The 16,911-nt window shown below is 67.2% G+C and carries 9 protein-coding genes, 1 pseudogene and 1 riboswitch; of the genes and pseudogenes, 4 read left to right on the top strand and 6 right to left on the bottom strand.

All coding sequences use genetic code 11. The features are described from left to right. Window positions 1-289: 289 nt before the first annotated feature. Window positions 290-3,163: an aminomethyl-transferring glycine dehydrogenase gene (gcvP, locus tag C0541_RS09390; RefSeq protein WP_161959985.1), complete on the bottom strand. Its 2,874-nt coding sequence runs from the start codon at window positions 3,161-3,163 to the stop codon at window positions 290-292. A gap of 89 nt (window positions 3,164-3,252) precedes the next feature. Next, a riboswitch (glycine riboswitch) is annotated at window positions 3,253-3,367 on the bottom strand. A gap of 269 nt (window positions 3,368-3,636) precedes the next feature. Between gcvP and C0541_RS09385 the strand changes: the two genes are divergently transcribed. Continuing rightward, window positions 3,637-4,890 (top strand): multidrug effflux MFS transporter, encoded by a 1,254-nt coding sequence (locus C0541_RS09385; protein WP_115047824.1) that lies wholly within the window; start codon window positions 3,637-3,639, stop codon window positions 4,888-4,890. Between the two features lie 16 nt (window positions 4,891-4,906). Continuing rightward, complete coding sequence (locus C0541_RS09380) at window positions 4,907-5,308, top strand: hypothetical protein (protein WP_115047822.1); 402 nt, start codon at window positions 4,907-4,909, stop codon at window positions 5,306-5,308. 120 nt (window positions 5,309-5,428) lie between these two features. Here C0541_RS09380 and C0541_RS09375 read toward each other — a convergent pair whose 3' ends face one another. The 5 genes and pseudogenes from C0541_RS09375 to C0541_RS09355 form a co-directional block, all read right to left on the bottom strand. Next, a complete protein-coding gene (locus C0541_RS09375) occupies window positions 5,429-7,363 on the bottom strand; it encodes an XVIPCD domain-containing protein (RefSeq protein WP_115047820.1) in 1,935 nt (644 codons plus the stop codon). Window positions 7,364-7,493: 130 nt separating this feature from the next. Further along, a complete protein-coding gene (locus tag C0541_RS09370) occupies window positions 7,494-9,512 on the bottom strand; it encodes a M2 family metallopeptidase (RefSeq protein ID WP_115047818.1) in 2,019 nt (672 codons plus the stop codon). Window positions 9,513-10,307: 795 nt separating this feature from the next. Further along, a complete protein-coding gene (locus C0541_RS09365) occupies window positions 10,308-11,963 on the bottom strand; it encodes a phosphoethanolamine transferase (RefSeq protein WP_115047816.1) in 1,656 nt (551 codons plus the stop codon). Continuing rightward, window positions 11,960-12,822: pseudogene (locus C0541_RS09360) on the bottom strand (phosphatase PAP2 family protein). Before C0541_RS09360 ends, C0541_RS09365 begins: the two are co-directional and overlap by 4 nt. 100 nt (window positions 12,823-12,922) lie before the next feature. Continuing rightward, complete coding sequence (locus C0541_RS09355; protein ID WP_161959984.1) at window positions 12,923-14,656, bottom strand: ArnT family glycosyltransferase; 1,734 nt, start codon at window positions 14,654-14,656, stop codon at window positions 12,923-12,925. A 136-nt stretch (window positions 14,657-14,792) separates the two neighbouring features. Here C0541_RS09355 and C0541_RS09350 point away from each other — a divergent pair, with 136 nt between their 5' ends. After that, entirely contained in the window at window positions 14,793-15,509 is a 717-nt protein-coding gene (locus C0541_RS09350; RefSeq protein WP_115047814.1) for a response regulator transcription factor, read from the top strand. Next, window positions 15,502-16,806, top strand: coding sequence for a sensor histidine kinase (locus tag C0541_RS09345; RefSeq protein ID WP_115048183.1), 1,305 nt, complete (start codon window positions 15,502-15,504; stop codon window positions 16,804-16,806). The genes C0541_RS09350 and C0541_RS09345 overlap by 8 nt, the downstream gene beginning before the upstream one ends. Window positions 16,807-16,911: the final 105 nt, after the last annotated feature.

The raw sequence follows: 16,911 nt of genomic DNA, 5'->3' as shown, positions 1-16,911 counted from the left end.
CTGCCGCTGACGCCCCTACGCGGTTCACTCATCTCGCGCGGTGACCCGGGTAGTGGGTGTGAGCGTCGTTTCGGTGTTCCCAACCCGAGCTGTGGTCGAGTGCGGCGTGGGCGCTTGCCACCAACGCGGGATGCATCCAGAACACTGCACTGCACTGCACTGCACTGCACTGCAGCCGCTGCCGCTGCCGCTGCCGCTGCCGCTGCCGCTGCCGCAAGAAACGAAAAACCCAGCCCGGGATTAACCGGGCTGGGTTTGAATGCCACACGTCAGTGCGACAGGGCAGCGCTTACGCCTCCACGTCGTCCTTGTAGGCATCCACCGGGATGCAGGCGCACATCACGTTCTTGTCGCCGTAGACGTTGTCCACGCGTGCGACCGGCGGCCAGTACTTCTGCTGCTTGAGGCTGGGCAGCGGGAAGGCGGCCAGTTCGCGCGGGTAGGCGTGGGTCCATTCGCTGGCCGACACCTGGGTGGCGGTGTGCGGGGCGTGCTTGAGCGGGTTGTCGTCGCGGTCCAGGCGGCCGTCTTCGATGGCGCGGATCTCCTCGCGGATCTGGATCATCGCGTCGATGAAGCGGTCCAGCTCATGCTGCGATTCGCTTTCGGTCGGTTCCACCATCAAGGTGCCGGCGACCGGGAAGCTCAAGGTCGGCGCATGGAAGCCGAAGTCGATCAGGCGCTTGGCGATGTCCTCGGCGCCGATGCCGCTGGTCTTTTCCAGCGGGCGGATGTCCAGGATGCACTCGTGCGCCACCAGGCCGTTGCGGCCGGTGTACAGCGTCTTGTAGTGCGGCGCCAGGCGCTTGGCGATGTAGTTGGCGTTGAGCAGGGCCACCTGGGTCGCCTTGCGCAGGCCGGCGCTGCCCATCATGGTCACGTACATCCAGCTGATCGGCAGGATCGAGGCCGAGCCATAGCTGGCCGCGCTGACCATGCCGACGTCGCCTTCGCCGCCCAGCGTGCGCGGTAAAAACGGCGCCAGGTGCGACTTCACCGCGCACGGGCCCACGCCCGGGCCACCGCCGCCATGCGGAATGCAGAAGGTCTTGTGCAGGTTCAGATGCGACACGTCCGAGCCCCACTTGCCGGGCTTGGCCACGCCGACCAGGGCATTCATGTTGGCGCCGTCGGTATAGACCTGGCCGCCATGCGCATGCACGGCTTCGCAGATCGCCACCACGTCCTCTTCGAACACGCCGTGCGTGGACGGGTAGGTGATCATCAACGCGGCCAGACGCTCTGAGTACTTCTCTGCCTTGGCGCGGATGTCGTCCACGTCCACGTTGCCGTTGGCATCGCACTTGGTCACGACCACGGTCATGCCGCACATCTGCGCCGAGGCCGGGTTGGTGCCGTGCGCGGATTCGGGAATCAGGCAGATGTCGCGATGGGCCTCGCCGCGCGAGCGGTGATAGGCGCGGATCGCCAGCAGGCCGGCGTACTCGCCCTGCGCGCCGGAGTTGGGCTGCAGGCTCACCGCGTCGTAGCCGGTGCATTCGACCAGCATCGCTTCCAGCTCGTCGATCAGCTGCGCGTAACCGGCCGACTGCTCGGCCGGCGCCAGCGGATGGATCGCGCCGAACTCGGGCCAGGTCACCGGGATCATCTCGGCGGTGGCGTTGAGCTTCATCGTGCAGCTGCCCAGCGGGATCATGGTGCGATCCATCGCCAGGTCCTTGTCGGCTAGCGAGCGCATGTAGCGCAGCAGTTCGTGCTCGCTGTGATGGGTGTTGAACACCGGGTGGGTCAGGAACGCGCTGCTGCGCAGCAGGCCCTGCGGCAGCGCGTCGGCGGTGGCGGCATCGAGGGCGTCCACATCCGCCTGCGCGCCGAACAACGCGGCCAGCGCGACCACGTCGGCGCGCGTGCTGGTTTCATCCAGGCTGATGCCGACCGCTTCGCTGTCGATCGCGCGCAGGTTGATGCCGGCCGCACGCGCCTTGGCGTGGATGGCGTCGGCATCGATCGCCTTGACGTGCAGGGTGTCGAAGAAACGCTCGCCCACCGTGACGCCGGCACCGCGCAGGGCGGCGGCCAGGATCGCGGCCAGGCGATGGGTGCGGCGTGCGATGCGGGTCAGGCCCTCGGGGCCGTGGTAGACCGCGTACATCGAGGCCATCACCGCCAGCAGCACCTGCGCGGTGCAGATGTTGGAGGTGGCCTTCTCGCGGCGGATATGTTGTTCGCGCGTCTGCAAGGTGAGGCGATAGGCCGGGTTGCCCGCGGCATCGATCGACACGCCGATCAGCCGGCCCGGCATCGAGCGCTTGTAGGCATCGCGGCAGGCCATGAAGGCCGCATGCGGGCCGCCGAAACCGAACGGCACGCCGAAGCGCTGCGAATTGCCGACCACGATGTCCGCGCCCCATTCGCCGGGCGCGGCGATCAGGGTCAGCGCCAGCAGATCGGTCGCCACCGCGACCAGCCCGCCTTGCGCGTGCACCGCATCGGCCAGCGCGGCGTGATCGCCGATGTGCCCGAAGCTGTCCGGGTACTGCAGCAGCACGCCGAAGCACTCGGCCTGCAGCGCTTCCTCCGGCGTGCCGACGCGCAGCACGATGCCCAGCGGCTCGGCGCGGGTGCGCAGCAGTTCCAGCGTCTGCGGGTGCACCGCATCGTGCACGAAGAAGGTGTCCGACTTCGACTTGGCCGAGCGCTTGGCCAGCGTCATCGCTTCGGCGGCGGCGGTGGCCTCGTCCAGCAGCGAGGCGTTGGCGATCTGCATGCCGGTGAGATCGGCGCACAGGGTCTGGAAGTTGATCAGTGCCTCCATGCGGCCTTGCGAAATCTCCGCCTGGTAGGGCGTATAGGCGGTGTACCAGGCCGGGTTTTCCAGGATGTTGCGCAGGATCACCTTGGGCGTATGGGTGCCGTAGTAGCCCTGGCCGATAAACGTCCGCTGCACCTGGTTCCTGCTGGCAATGGCACGGATCTTGGCCAGCGCTTCTTCTTCGGTGATCGCCTCGGGCAGCGCCAGCGCCGCGGGCGACTTGATGTTGCCGGGCACGATCGCATCGGTCATCGCATCCAGCGAGGCGTGGCCGACCACGTCCAGCATCTGTGCGATTTCTGCGTCGTTGGGGCCGATATGGCGTTCGACGAACGCGCTGTGGTGTTCGAGGTCGCGCAAGGAAGACGTGGTCTGGGACATGGCGGGCATCCGGGGCAGGGGGCAGACGAATGGTCGACCGCCACCTGACCGGCGTGACGCGCGCAGCGCATCACCTCCTGTCGCAGCGACAGTCTTCCTCGCGCCCCTCTGTCCTTTTGCCTGAGAGTTTAAGAACGCGGCATGGCGCTGGGCCTGCCTGCGTTCCGTGCCCCTTCGGCGCCGGCATCGGCCGGTCTCTCCAGAGTTGTACTGCGGATGGTATCGGGCCTGAGCGATTACGGGCTGTTGCGCCTTCGGCAGCGGCAGTGCCGCTTCTCCCACCGTGTTGCCGGGGCAATTATAGCGTGGGTGCATGCCGCCGGCGCATCCAGCGGGCCGGGCCTGCGCAGGCTGCCGCACTTGCGTTCGCTTAACCTTGCCACGGCGAGCGCCTATCATCGACGCCCTTGTGCCCATCCCGACGCGCCCTCCTGGCCAGCGTCGGCGTGCGCCCCCCGGTGCACCACGTTTCGGATCCCTGCATGCCCCCCACCACGCCTTCCACCCGTCGCATGGCGCTGCTGCTCGCCGGGCTGGCGATGTTCGGTCCGTTTTCCATCGATACCATCTTTCCGGCGTTCTCGCGGCTCAGCCGCAGCCTGGCGGTGGACGAGGTGGCGATCCAGCAGACCATCAGCGTCTATCTGCTCGCCTACGGGCTGATGAGCATCGCGCATGGCCCGCTGTCCGATGCCTGGGGCCGCAAGCGGGTGATCCTGGGCGGGCTGGTGCTGTTCATCGCCGGCTCGGTGGGCTGCGCGCTGTCGCAGGACCTGCCCACCCTGCTGGCGTTTCGCGCGCTGCAGGGGCTGTCGGCCGGGGTCGGCATGATCGTCGGGCGGGCGGTGATCCGCGACCTGTTCCATGGTGCGGACGCGCAGCGGTTGATGAGCCAGGTGTCGATGATCTTCGGCATCGCCCCGGCGATCGCGCCGATCATCGGCGGCTGGATCCTGCTCAGCGGCGCCGGCTGGCCGCTGATCTTCTGGTTTCTGGTGGCGTTCGGGCTGGTGTTGCTGGTCGCCACGCTGACCTGGCTGCCGGAGACCCATCCGCCGCAGGCGCGCACGCCACTGCATCTGCGCAGCCTGCTGCACGACTACGTGCGGATCGGCTTCAACCCGCGTTTCCAGCGCCTGGCCGCGGCCGGGGCGTTCAACTTCGCCGGCATCTTCCTGTACATCGCCTCGGCGCCAGTGCTGATCATGCGCCACCTGCACCTGGGCGAGGGCGACTTCGCCTGGCTGTTCATTCCCACCATCGGCGGCATGACGCTGGGCTCGTTCCTGTCCGGGCGCATGGCCGGCAGCATGGACCCGGTGCGGCAGATCCGCATCGGCTTCATCTGCTGCGGCGTGGCGGCGCTGGCGAACCTGGGCTACACCATGACGGCGGCGCAGATCGCGCTGCCATGGGCAGTGCTGCCGATCTTCCTGGCCGGCGTGGGCATGGCGCTGATCTTTCCGATCCTGGCGCTGGCGGTGCTGGACATGTACCCGCACCAGCGCGGCCTGGCCTCCTCGCTGCAGGCCTTCACCCAGCTGATGACCAATACGCTGGTGGCCGGGGTGCTGTCGCCGCTGCTGAGTGAACACCCGCGCCACCTGGCGATCGGCATGACCGGTTTTTTCCTGCTGGGCTGGCTATTCTGGCGCTGGGAGCGCCGCAGCGGCCGCCGTCTACGCCGCCGCCAGGCCGAAGAGGCCGTACCTCTGGAGCCGGCCGACCATCTCTGACCTCACAGGAGCCTGCATGTCCACCGATTCCAAGCTGCGCCGCGACGCCCGCAAGCGCGCCGCCGAGCGCCTGCGCAACCAGGCCGCCGCCAATCCCGCGCCGGTTTCGCCGATCGAGCCGCATGCCGAACTGCGCGACCAGCAGCGCACGCTCCTGGCCGGCATCGTCCGCCGCGACGGCGAATGGGTGCTCGGCATGGACGGCCGCATCGCCGGCGAAAGCACCAGCGCCGCCCAGGTGCTGGCCCTGATCATGCGCGCGGCCGAGTTGCACGAACGCCAGGGCACGCCGGTACGGCTGACCTACTCGGACGCGCTCAAGGATGCGGCGCATGCCGAGGCCGCTGCCGACGGCAGGGATTTCGAGGCGTTCCGGATCGAGTTCGCGCAGAAGCTGGTGCCCGCGCGTCCCAACTGAGGCCATACACGCAGCGGTGTCGGCGAAGCCGGCTCCGACCACTGCCCATTCCGCGTGGATGGGCAGTGGTCGGGGCTGAACTGCGCCGGCGCCTGGCCGCGGATCGGCCAGTGCGCCGGATCAGCGCGCCGGTGCCTGCCGCTGCAGGTCCTGTTGCTGCGTCTGTTCCTGCGTGGCGGCATTGCGCTCCTGCCCGGCGCCCAGCGCCTGCGCGCGCTGCAGGCTGTGGTCCACCGGCGTCTGCTGCGCGGCCTGGGCATCGAAGGGGCCGCGCAGGTGCGCCGGCGAATCCAGCGCTCCCTGGACCACGAAGCCCTGTGCCGGGTCGCGCCCCAGCACCACGTGATCCACGCGCTGCAGCCCATGCTCGCGCGCGGCCACCAGCGCTCCGGCTGCCAGGCGCTCGCTGTCGGCATCGGGCACGCGGCCACGCGCGGTCTCCAGCTGCGCTACCGCGGCGGTGCATTGGGTCAGCAGCGCATGGTCCGGACTGGCCGGATGGCGCGCATCCGGGGCGGCGGTCGCCGTCGCTGCCTGGCGCGGAAGCACCTCGGCATCGACGCGCCGCAACTGGCCGTCGTATGTCCCATCGGCACCGTCGGCGATGCGCTGCAGCCGCTCGACGAATGGATACGGCGTGCCGCCCACATTGCGGGCCATCGCGATCGCGAAGCGTTCGGGTGACTGCGGCGCGGCGCTGCGGTCGCCGACCAGCGAGCTGAGCGAGCTGCCGCCGATCCTGCTGGCCTCGACGCTGGCCTGGGTCTGCTCCATCAGCGCCTGCATCTGCGCTTCGCTGAAGGCCAGCGTGGTCTTCTGCCCTGGCGCGATCGCACCGGTGCCCGCCATCTCGCCGCTCAGCGCGCTGTTGAGATTCTGCGCGATCGCCTTTTCCTCGCTGGCCTCGTTGCGCCCGCCCAGGCGTTGCAGCAGCCCAGGCGCGGCCACGTCGCCATCGATCTCGAAGCGGTAACTGCGCTCCTGCACGCGTTCGGTGTCGTCGCCGTCGTACTGGCGCACGATCGTCAGCGGCACGTTGTCTGCGTATTGCAGCTGTTGCACCACCGTGTAGCCATCCTGGCCCGGTGTGCTGATGCGCACCTGGCTGCCCTGGTTGCGGTTGCCGGCCACATCGGCGCTGAGCGGGCCCAGTTCCAGCTGCAGCCGCTGCTGCGAGCTGAAGTTGATGCGCTCCAGCGTCTGTTGTTCGTCGACGCCGGGCACGCCCGGTGCCAGCGTGCCCTCGCGCACGAACTGGCCCATCGCCGCGAGCGCACGCGGATCGGCCAGGTCGAACTGCGCACTCTCCACCCGCGACTGTCCCAGCGAGTCGGCACGCCCCAGCAGGGCCTGCGCCGGTCCCACCTTCAGGCCAACGGCGTTCACTGCCTCGATGGCTGCGTTGGGCCCGGTCACCACCCGCACGTGGCGCTCGTCCACACGCTCGATCAGGTAGCTGCGGCCGCTGGCTTCGGTGATCTCGCTCTGCATGCTGAGGTGTTGCAGGCTCGCCGAGGAATCGCGCTGGGTATAGGTCTGAGCGTCCATCACCGCGCGCGCGCCGATCGGAAGGCTCTCCGGCTGCAGCGGATTGACGCGTGTGGCAGCTTCCATGGGCTGGTCTTCACCGGGCAGCGTCAGTGCGTAGCGCATGCGCTGCCCGGCACTGACGCCAGCCTCGATGCTCAGCTTGCCGTCGCCGCGCTTGGTCTGCAGGCTTTGCTGCTGGCCGGTGCGCGCGTCGGCTTCCAGGTTGAAGGTGGTGGTCTTTGCGTCGGCGTCGCTGAGCTTGCCCAGGCCCAGCGAGGTGCTGGTCTGCAGGCTGGTCTCGCCCAGTGGCCGGGTCTGGCTGCCGTTGCTCTGCTCACTGGCATGGGAATACTTGACCGACTGATCTCCGGGGTTGAGCTCCACGGTGCTGCTGCCCAGTTCCGCCGAATAGTCGCTGTTCTTGCTGCTGTAGGTCGGGTCGAACGCGCGATCGTTCGCGTCGTCGATGAGCTGCTTGTTGGGGTCCGCGTCGCGCGGGTCCGGGTCGGTGGAGGCGTTGTTCATTGGATGCGTCCTGCATGCTGCGCCGCTGCAGCGGGCGCGCAGTATATCGCCGGTGTTTTTGGCGTTTATCAAATCAATGTTATGCGGCGGCCAGGGCGACGGCCGCCGCATGCTGCAGCGAACGCGCGCCTCAGCGCGTTGCGGCAGGCACAGGCGTGTTGCTGGCGGCAGCGGGCGCGGTTGCCTGCCAGCCGCACAACTTCCCCTGGTTCTGTTGCTTCAGCCACTCGTTCATCGGCGCGAAGTATTCCAGCATCGGGCCGGCATCCAGGCGCTCGTTGCCGGTGAGTTCCTTCAGCGTGGTTTGCCAGGGTTGGCTGGCGCCACGTTGCAGCATCGACCAGAACTTCTGCCCGGCGTCCTTGTTGCCGTAGAAGCTGCACTCGTACAACGGGCCTTGGTGGCCGGCAGCTTCGCACAGGCCCTTGTAGAACTGGAACTGCAGGAGATGCGCGAGAAAGTAACGGGTGTACGGCGTGTTGCCGGGGACATGGTACTTGGCGCCGGCATCGAAGAACTCCTCGCCGCGCGGGGTCACCGGCGCCACGCCCTGGTATTTGGCTTTCAGCTCCCACCAGGCCTGGTTGTAGTGCTCGGGGGTGATCGAGCCGTCGAACACGCCCCAGCGCCAGCGGTCGATCATCAGGCCGAATGGCAGGAAGGCCACCTTGCTCAGCGCCATGCGCATCTGCGAATTGATCAGCGCCTCGCGGCCGGCCTGCTGTTCGCCCACCATGCCGATCGACTGCAGATACCTGGGCGTCATCGCCAGCACGATGGTGTCGCCGATCGCTTCGTGGAAGCCGTCGTTGGCGCCGTTCTGGAACAGCGGCGGCAGCGGGTTATAGGCCAGGTCGTAATAGATGTGCCCAAGCTCGTGGTAGATGGTGGTGAAATCCTCTTCGGTCGGCTTGATGCACATCTTGGTGCGCACGTCCGCACCGATGTTCTGGTTCGGCTCGCCGCCCATGTTCATGTCCCACGCGCTGGCATGGCAGACCACGTCGCGGTCCAGCGGTTTGATGAACTGCGACCGCTGCCAATAGGTGTCTGGAAGCTTGGGCATGCCGAGCGAGGTGTAGAAGTCCTGCGCACGTTCGGTCATCTGTCTTGCGGTGCGCAGTTGCGCTTCGCGCTCGGCCTGGAAGCGGGCGCCGCTGCCGCCGTCGGTGCCCGTGGTGCGTGCCAGCACTGCACTCAGGTTGCCCTGGTACTGTTTTTCCAGCGCGGCGGTGATGTCCAGATCGCCGGCACCCGGATACGGCTGCAGCAGGTCCCACAGATTGCTCCAGTCCTGCTGCCACATATTGCCCATCAGATGCGCGGGCAACATGCCACCGGCAAGTTCGCCCTTGTCCTTGCCGTATTGCGTATCGAGCCTGCCGCGCGCATAGCACTGCAGTTGTGCGTACAGCGGCTTGACCTGTTCCCAGAGACGGTCGGTTTCGCTGGCCAGTTGCGCTGGCGGCATGTCGTAACCGCTGCGCCACAGCACGCCGACATCGGCAAAGCCCAGCCCGCGCGCGCCCTCGTTGGCGAGCTCGACAAACCGCTGGTAGTCCTTGCGCATCGGGATTGCGGTGCCATGCCAGCCCTGCCAGGCGTCGAGTTGTTCGGTGTAGTCACGGCTGCTGGCCAGCACCTGCTCCAGCTCGCCGAGCTGGCGGCAGCGGCGTTGCTCGCCATCGCCCACGCAATAGCTGCCGGCGCCGTAGTCGCCTTCCATCTTGGCGGCGATCCGGGTGAGCTCCGCCAGCTTGGCCGGGTCGCGTGGCGCGGGCAGGGCGCTCATCAGTTTCAGCAGTTGCAGTGCACGCGCGCTGTCGGCCGACATCGGGGTGCCGGCGTACTGCTTGGAGTGTTCGATCCAGCGGTCCAGCTGCGCCAGCGAGCGCTCGTTGGCCTTGGCGGCCAGCAACTGTGAATCGCCGTTGATGTAGGTCGACGACAACCACTGCGCGGCAGTGACTTCCGGGTACGCGGCCTTGTACTCGGCACCGATGCGTGCAACGAACTGGTCGGCGCTTTCTTCCGGCGCGGTCTTGGCCGCAGCGGGCCTGGCGGGTGCCGCTGCATCCCGACGGCAGGCCGACAACGACAGCGTGCCGGCGGCCACGGCCAGTACCAGCCACAACAAACGAGGATTCACGGGTGGTCCTTGCGGTGAAGTCCGACGCAGGCTAGAGCGCGGCGCGTTCCACCGCAAGCGCTGTCACGGCGCATGCGACGCGGACGTCTGCAGGTACATAGCGGCTGATCAGGGTAGGCGAAGGTCCCGCGACGGCGGGCGCGCAAGGACCAGTCGAGATGGTCGGTGCGTGAGGTAAGAGCAGTGCTGGGTGCGCCTTGTTCGATCGTGAAGCATCGGCTCCACGCCCGATGCGCAGCGCGCGACAGACGGCTTTTCGACTGAGCGCCGACCCACTGTCTGGTGCGGTGTCCTTGCCGGTTGCGGGACCGTGTGGCGGCATGGATGCCGCCACCTAGCCCCATGGACGGGTTCACGGCGTGTCCCGCAAGCGGTGAGGGCACCGCGCCCTCGACGCACCGGGCTGTTGATTCAAGCATCCGACCGCGATCGAACAACCCGACAGGTCCAGGTCCCGACTGTTTGGTACGTTGCGTATTGAGGGCTTGGAACGTGCGGATGGGTTAGCGGTAGAGCAATCGATCTGGTGCCTGGCTGCAGGGCCCTTGCCCGCCCACNGGGTGCGCCTTGTTCGATCGTGAAGCATCGGCTCCACGTCTGATGCAGATCGCACGACAGACAGCTTTTCAAATGAGCGCCGACCAACTGTCTGGTGCGGTGTCCTTGCCGGTTGCGGGACCGTGTGGCGGCATGGATGCCGCCACCTAGCCCCATGGACGGGTTCACTGCGTGTCCCGCAAGCGGTGAGGACGCCGCGCCTCCGATAGACCATGCTTTAAAAAAAATCCAGTGCGTCTATCCCGTGCACTGGGCAAACAGATCGCGCTCGCGTGCATAGGCGCTGGTCTTGACCTGCATCAGCCCGAGCACCGATGGGAACAGCGCGTCCTGGTCGGTGTACTGGCCGGCACGGTGGCGCAGGCAGGCTTCGTCCAGGCCGCGGTCGCGAGCGAACTCCGGCGAGAACCACATCACCATCGGGACGTGGGTCTGCTCCCTGGGCGCGATCGCGTACGGCACGCCGTGCAGGTAGAGGCCTTTTTCGCCCAGCGATTCGCCGTGATCGGAGAGATAGATCATCGCGGTGTCGTAGTCCTGCAGCCCGCGTAATGTGTGGATGGCCTGGTTGAGGAAGTGATCGGTGTAGGCGATGGAATTGTCGTAGGCGTTGACGATGTTCTGGCGGCTGCAACTGCCCAGGTCGGCGGTCCTGCATACCGGCTTGAAACGCTCGAACGGTGCCGGGTAGCGCTCGAAGTAACTCGGTCCGTGGCTGCCGAGTTGATGCAGCACCACCACGCGATCGCCAGGCTTTGCCCGCACTTGCGCAGCCAGATCGCTCAGCAGGATCTCGTCCATGCAACGGCCGTCGGCGCACAGCCCTGGCGTGGTGGCATCGTCCAGCTTCTGGATGTCCAGTCCGTCGCAGACGCCCTTGCAGCCGGATTGGTTGTCGCGCCATAGCGTGGAAATGCCGGCGTGTTCGAGCACATGCAGCAGCGACTGGTGGCTGCGGATCATGTCCTCGTTGTAATCGCGGCGCCCGAACGGCGAAAACATGCACGGCACCGAGACCTCGGTGCTGGTGCCGCATGAATGCATGTCGGGGAAATTGATCACCCCGGCCTGCGCCAGCTCGGGCGTGGTCTGGCGGGCATAGCCGTTGAGGCCCCAGTTCTGCGCACGCGCGGTTTCACCCAGTACCACCAGCAGCAGGCGCGGACGGTTTCCCGCTGCGCGTGGCGTGGCCATGGCATCGTGCTCGACCGGTTGCCTGGGTGCGTGCTTGATCGGCGGATCGGACTTGAGGTTCTGCCGCAGTGCCACGATGTAGTTGATCGGCGTGGCCAGGTAACGCACCTCGCGGTGATTGCGCATCAATGCGGAGACGTCCTGCGAGGACAGCATCGCGCCGGCCGCGCCGACCACCGCCACCACCAGCAGAAAGCCGGCGCGGATCGCCAGTGATCTGCCGATGCTGCGCGCGTGCAGGCGGGTGCGCCACAACAGCATGGTCGGAATCAGGAAGTAGCACAGCAGCGGCAGGATCAAGCCGGGCGTGAGCAGCTCGCGCGATTCCTTGTGGTCGGTATGCAGCACGTTGCGCAGCATGTCCGCATCCAGATAGACGTTGTAGCTGTCCATGTAGTGCGCAGCCAGCGCGGTGGTGAACAGCAGCAGCGTCAGCAGTGGCTTGGCGTTCCAGCGCCACACCAGCAGGCCCAGCAGCAAGGCATGCACGGCCACCAGCAAGGCCATCAACGAGATCGCAAACCCGAGACTGCCCGGATGCGTGGCCATGGCCGTGTGCCAGAACAGCTGGTTGCACGCCAGCGCGAAGAACAGGCTCGACAACAGCACCAGAGTCTCGGTCGAGACCGTCGGTCGCGTCGTCCAGCTCAGTGCGCGCAGGCGCTTGAGCCCACGCGATTGCAGTAGATAGGCGCTCATGCGGTATCCCCCGCTTGCCGCACCACATCAGTGACGCGATGCGGGCGAGCCAGCATCACGCAGTACAGTGCAAGTGCAGTTCCCCAGCACACCGCCAGCGACCACAGGTCGTGCGACAGGAAATGCGCGCCGCGCAGCTGTTGCGCAATTCCAAACAACAACCCTGCCGCGATGCCCATCCACAATGCAGGAACACGCCATGCCGGACGCAGTGCCAGCGCACAGAAGTACAACGCCACCCACGCATAACCGGCGCTGNCCCTGCCGCGATGCCCATCCACAATGCAGGAACACGCCATGCCGGACGCAGTGCCAGCGCACAGAAGTACAACGCCACCCACGCATAACCGGCGCTGGCGTGGCCTGCAGGAAAGCAACCGGACGCGGCAATGCCATGGCGCGCTTCGAACAGCCCGATCATCGGCCGGGTGCCGCCGTAGCGGCTCAGATCCCAGGGGCAATCCATCGCCGTCCACGATTTGAGCAAGGACACCAGCGAGGTCGACAGTGCGATCGATGCAGCCAGATAGGTCAGCGGCCAGCGCAGTGCACGCAGGCGTGGCCGGTACCAGGCAACCAATGCAAGCACCAGCACGCTGACAGCCGCAGCGGTGCTCAGGCATTTGCCGATGCGGTGAATCACGCCGCTGGTGAACCAATGGTCCTTGAGCAGCCACTGCCCACCTTCCAGCCGGTACAGCGCATCGGCAATCCACTGGTCGCCGCCGGCGCCCATCAACAACGCGCTGAGCACCAGCACACCGGCCAGCGGCAACCACAGATGCCGGACGAGAAAGCGGGTTCGTGCACCGGTGGCTGTGCGCGCCAGGGCAGGTGCGTATACGGGAAGCGTGGTCATCGAAGCATCGGCCGGTGGTCTATGCCCGGCATCTTCGAAAGCGGGATGTCGGAAAGCGGTCGGACCGGAGTTGCTCGGCCGTTAACACGCCATGCGGCGTTCAGTCTGTCTCGCTGTCGCCACCGTCGGGGTCGGTATCAGAAGCGGGCGCAACGCAGCCGGCATGCCATGCCGTGCCCGGCAGCAACTGCCATTGATTGCGGTTGGATTCGCCAATATCGATCCGTTGCGCCGGATCGATGCAGGCCGGTACCGCCTGCTTGAGGACGAACAACCAGCGACGCTCGGGGGCATGTGCAAGCCACGGCCCTGCCTCGGCCCACTGTTGCTGCCAGCTCGCCTTGAAGCCGAAGTCGGTGACCGGCCGATCCGCCTGCAGCATGTTCTGTTCGCGCCAGGCCAGCATGCCCAGCTCGGCATCCGGGCCGATGCGCTGTCCTACGCGCTGCATCACCCGCGCTGCGGAGCTGTAGGGATCCAGTGCCGGCATCAAGCCCAGGCCGTAGACGCTCCACAGCGCGGCGGTCACCACCACCACTGCGGTGCCGGTGCGCTTGCCGCGCGACCAGGCAAGTGCCGCCAGGCCTACCACGCCCAGGCCGATCAACCACACACCGACCGACTGCAGCGAGGCCAACGCCATGCCACGCTGCAATGCGGTGTTTTCCGCCCAGTGCAGATGCAGTGCGATGCCGCTGCCCACTGCAAGCGCGGCCAGCGCAAGCAGCAGCAGGTAGCCGGTCAGCAACACGCGGACGCCACGCTTGCGCAGCAGCCCGGCCAGCAGCGGTGCGGCGGCGATGCACAGCGCCGGCAGCATCGGAAAGATGTAGACCTCGCGCTTGCCCGGGCTGGCGCTGAAGAACACCAGCACCAGCAGGCTCCAGGCAAGCAGCAACAGATAGCGCGGATCGCCGCGCCGCAGCCGTCGCCACCACGCCGGCAGCAACCACGGCAACAACAGGCAACCCGGCAACCACAGCGTGGCGATCACCTGCAGGTAGTACCAGGCCGGTTTCACGTGGTGCCAGGCATGCGCGTAACGGGTGCCGGTCTGCTTGAACAACAACTCGTGCGCGTACGCATGCAGCGCCGGGTCATCGTTCTGCCATAGCGCGATGCCCAGCGGGGCAAGCCATACCGCAGTGCCGGCCACAAACGCCGGCAGCACCAGCAACCAGCTGCGCCCGGCCTGTGCGCGCGCCCGCAGGGCGCGCCAGTGCCTGCGCGGCAGCGCCATCCACGGCAGCAACAGCAGCAATGGCAGAAAGCCCACGCCCTTGGTCACCGTGCCCACGCCGGCGGCGAACAGTCCCAGCGTCCATGCGCGCCAGTCCGGCCCACGCAGCAGATGCCGCAGCATTCCCCACAACGACAGCGTGGTCAGCGCCACCAGCACCATGTCGATCTGCGCACGCTTGGCCATCAGGCCGAACTGCAGCACCGCAAACAAAGCCAGCACCGCATGACGCGCGACGCGCCGGTTCCATAGGCGCCGCGCGATGTCCCAGGTCAGCCACAGCGTGGCGAGTGCAGCCAGCAGCGACGGCAGCAGGAAGGCGACGGGCCAGTGCGGCACCAGCTCGTAGCTGGCCGCCTGCAACCACATGAACACCGGCGGCTTCTCGGCATACAGGTCGCGGCCGCGATGCGGCAGCAACCACTGGCCGGTCTCGACCATGCTGCGTGCGGCCAGCACAAAGCGCGGCTCGTCCGGCGGGTTCGGCTGGCGCAGGCCCAGGCCGGCCAGCAGGCTGACGATGATCAGCACCACGGCGGCAAGCAGTGCGCGCTGGCGGGAAGTGGCGGCGGAAATGGCAGGCGACACGCGCACGCCCCGAGCGGTGGGGCGCCACACTATCCGGCTGGCGTGTCGGAATTTTGTCGGAACCCTCCAGAGCGGCTGTGTTCGGCCAGGCTCGGTTAGGATGCGCACATCGTCCCTGCCGGGCCGCCCTGGAAACGCGCTCATGCGGCTGCTGGTCATCGAAGACAACCGCAACATGGTTGCCAACCTGTTCGACTATTTCGAAGCGCGCGGGCACACCCTGGACGCCGCGCCCGATGGCGTCACCGGCCTGCACCTGGCCACCACCCAGCACTACGACGTGCTGGTGCTGGACTGGATGATGCCGCGCATGGACGGCCCGGAAGTACTGCGCCGCCTGCGCGAGCAGCACCAGTCCGAGTTGCCGGTGATCATGCTCACCGCCCGCGACGAGTTGCCCGACAAGATCGCCGGGTTTCGTGCCGGTGCCGACGACTACCTGACCAAGCCGTTCGCGCTGCCGGAGCTGGAAGTCCGCATCGAGGCGCTGCTGGCGCGTGCGCACGGGCGCCGACGCGGCAAGCTGCTGCAGGTGGCCGATCTGCGCCTGGACCTGTCCACATTGGAAGCCACCCGCGCCGGCCAGGTGCTGCACCTGTACCCGGCCTGCCGCAAGTTGCTGGAAGTGCTGATGCAGGCCAGCCCCGCTGCCGTCACCCGCCAGCGCCTGGAGCAATCGCTGTGGGGCGACGATCCGCCCGATGGCGACATGCTGCGCTCGCATATCTACGAGTTGCGCCGCAGCGTGGATGGCCCGTTCGCGCAGAAGCTGATCCACACCCTGCCGCGGCTGGGCTATCGCCTGGCGCCGCTGCAAGGCACCGGCGATGCTGGCACAAGCGCGTGCAGCGATGGTTAGGCAGCGCCCGTTGGGCCGCCGCGTGCTGGTCTGGTTGTTCGGCTACACACTGCTGATGGTGCTGGCGGTGTTCGGTACCGCGCAGTACCTGCACGAGCGCGCCGAGCATGGCGTGTGGCGCTCGTTGCTGAATTCGGAACTGGACAGCATCCTGGATCGCAGTGCGCAGAATCCGGATTACCGCTGGCAGGACTCGGACACCTTGCGGCTGTATCGGGTCGACGGCAACGCGGCAGTGCCGCCGGTCCTGCGCACGCTGCATCCCGGCCTGCACGACGAGCTGGAAATCGCCGGCCGCCAGAGCGCGGTGATGGTGCGCGATACGCCTGATGCAGGACGCCTGGCGCTGGTGCTGGATATCACCGATTTCGAGGCGCTGGAACAGTTCATCACCCGCTGGATGCTGGCTGCCGGCGTCGCGCTGATCGGTATCACCTTGTTGATGGGCACTTATGCGATGGCGCGGCTGGTGCGCCCGCTGGTGGAGCTGGCGCGCGACATCGGTGCGCTGCGTCCGGAGCGGCGTGCCCAGCGCATCGCCGTGCGCCCACAGGGCAGTGCCGAGCTGTACGTGATTGCCGACGCGCTCAACGATTACCTCGATCGCAACGGCCAGTTCGTCGAACGCGAACGCGCCTTCATCGACAGTGCCAGCCACGAGTTGCGCACCCCGCTGGCGGTGATCGGCAACGCTGCCGAACTGGCGCTGGAACAACCCGGCACTCCGTCGGCGGTGCGTCATCAACTGGAGCGCATCGCGCAGACCAGTGCTGCGGTGGAGCAGTTGATCACCTTGTTGCTGGTGCTGGCCAAGGACCCCGGCCGGCTGGCGCGCAGCAGCGATACGCTGCGTCTGGACCAGCTGCTGCCGGAGATCGTCGCCGACCACACGCACCTGCTTGCCGACAAGGATCTGCAGGTGCTGATGGACCCGCTGCCGCCGTGCAGCCTCACCGCACCGGTGGCGATCGTGCAGACCGCCATCGGCAATCTGTTGCGCAACGCGATCGAAAACAGCGATCGCGGCGTCATCCGCATCGCGCTATCGGCGCCGGGCGTGGTACGCATCGCCGACCCGGGCCACGGCATGACGCCGGAGGAAATCAGCGCCATCTATGCGCGCCTGGCACGCGGTAACGCACGCCAGGGCAACGGCATCGGGCTGGAGCTGATCGGACGGCTCTGCGAGCATCTGGGCTGGCATCTGAACCTGGATTCCAATGCCGGGCAGGGCACGGTGGCAACGCTGGATCTGTCCGGGGCCATGGCCGCGACGGCTGCAACCGCACAGGGATGACGGCACGTGCGACGGCGGTAATGCTGCAGTCGGCCGCGTATGCGCGCTGCGCCTGCGCTATCGACCCGCCTGCGGTTCCCGGCATGCCTCCCGGCGGCCGCACAC

The sequence above is a fragment of the Xanthomonas arboricola genome (assembly GCF_003353015.1).
Classification (GTDB): domain Bacteria; phylum Pseudomonadota; class Gammaproteobacteria; order Xanthomonadales; family Xanthomonadaceae; genus Xanthomonas; species Xanthomonas arboricola_E.
Note: the sequence above shows the minus strand (reverse complement) of the source record. Positions and strands in the feature narration are given on the sequence as shown.

Excerpts from the sequence above, each read along its gene's own strand:
- C0541_RS09345 (WP_115048183.1), top strand. The coding sequence starts at position 15,502 with ATGGTTAGGCAGCGCCCGTTGGGCCGCCGCGTGCTGGTCTGGTTGTTC.
- gcvP (WP_161959985.1), bottom strand. The coding sequence starts at position 3,163 with ATGCCCGCCATGTCCCAGACCACGTCTTCCTTGCGCGACCTCGAACAC.
- C0541_RS09350 (WP_115047814.1), top strand. The coding sequence starts at position 14,793 with ATGCGGCTGCTGGTCATCGAAGACAACCGCAACATGGTTGCCAACCTG.
- C0541_RS09365 (WP_115047816.1), bottom strand. The coding sequence starts at position 11,963 with ATGAGCGCCTATCTACTGCAATCGCGTGGGCTCAAGCGCCTGCGCGCA.
- C0541_RS09375 (WP_115047820.1), bottom strand. The coding sequence starts at position 7,363 with ATGAACAACGCCTCCACCGACCCGGACCCGCGCGACGCGGACCCCAAC.
- C0541_RS09380 (WP_115047822.1), top strand. The coding sequence starts at position 4,907 with ATGTCCACCGATTCCAAGCTGCGCCGCGACGCCCGCAAGCGCGCCGCC.
- C0541_RS09385 (WP_115047824.1), top strand. The coding sequence starts at position 3,637 with ATGCCCCCCACCACGCCTTCCACCCGTCGCATGGCGCTGCTGCTCGCC.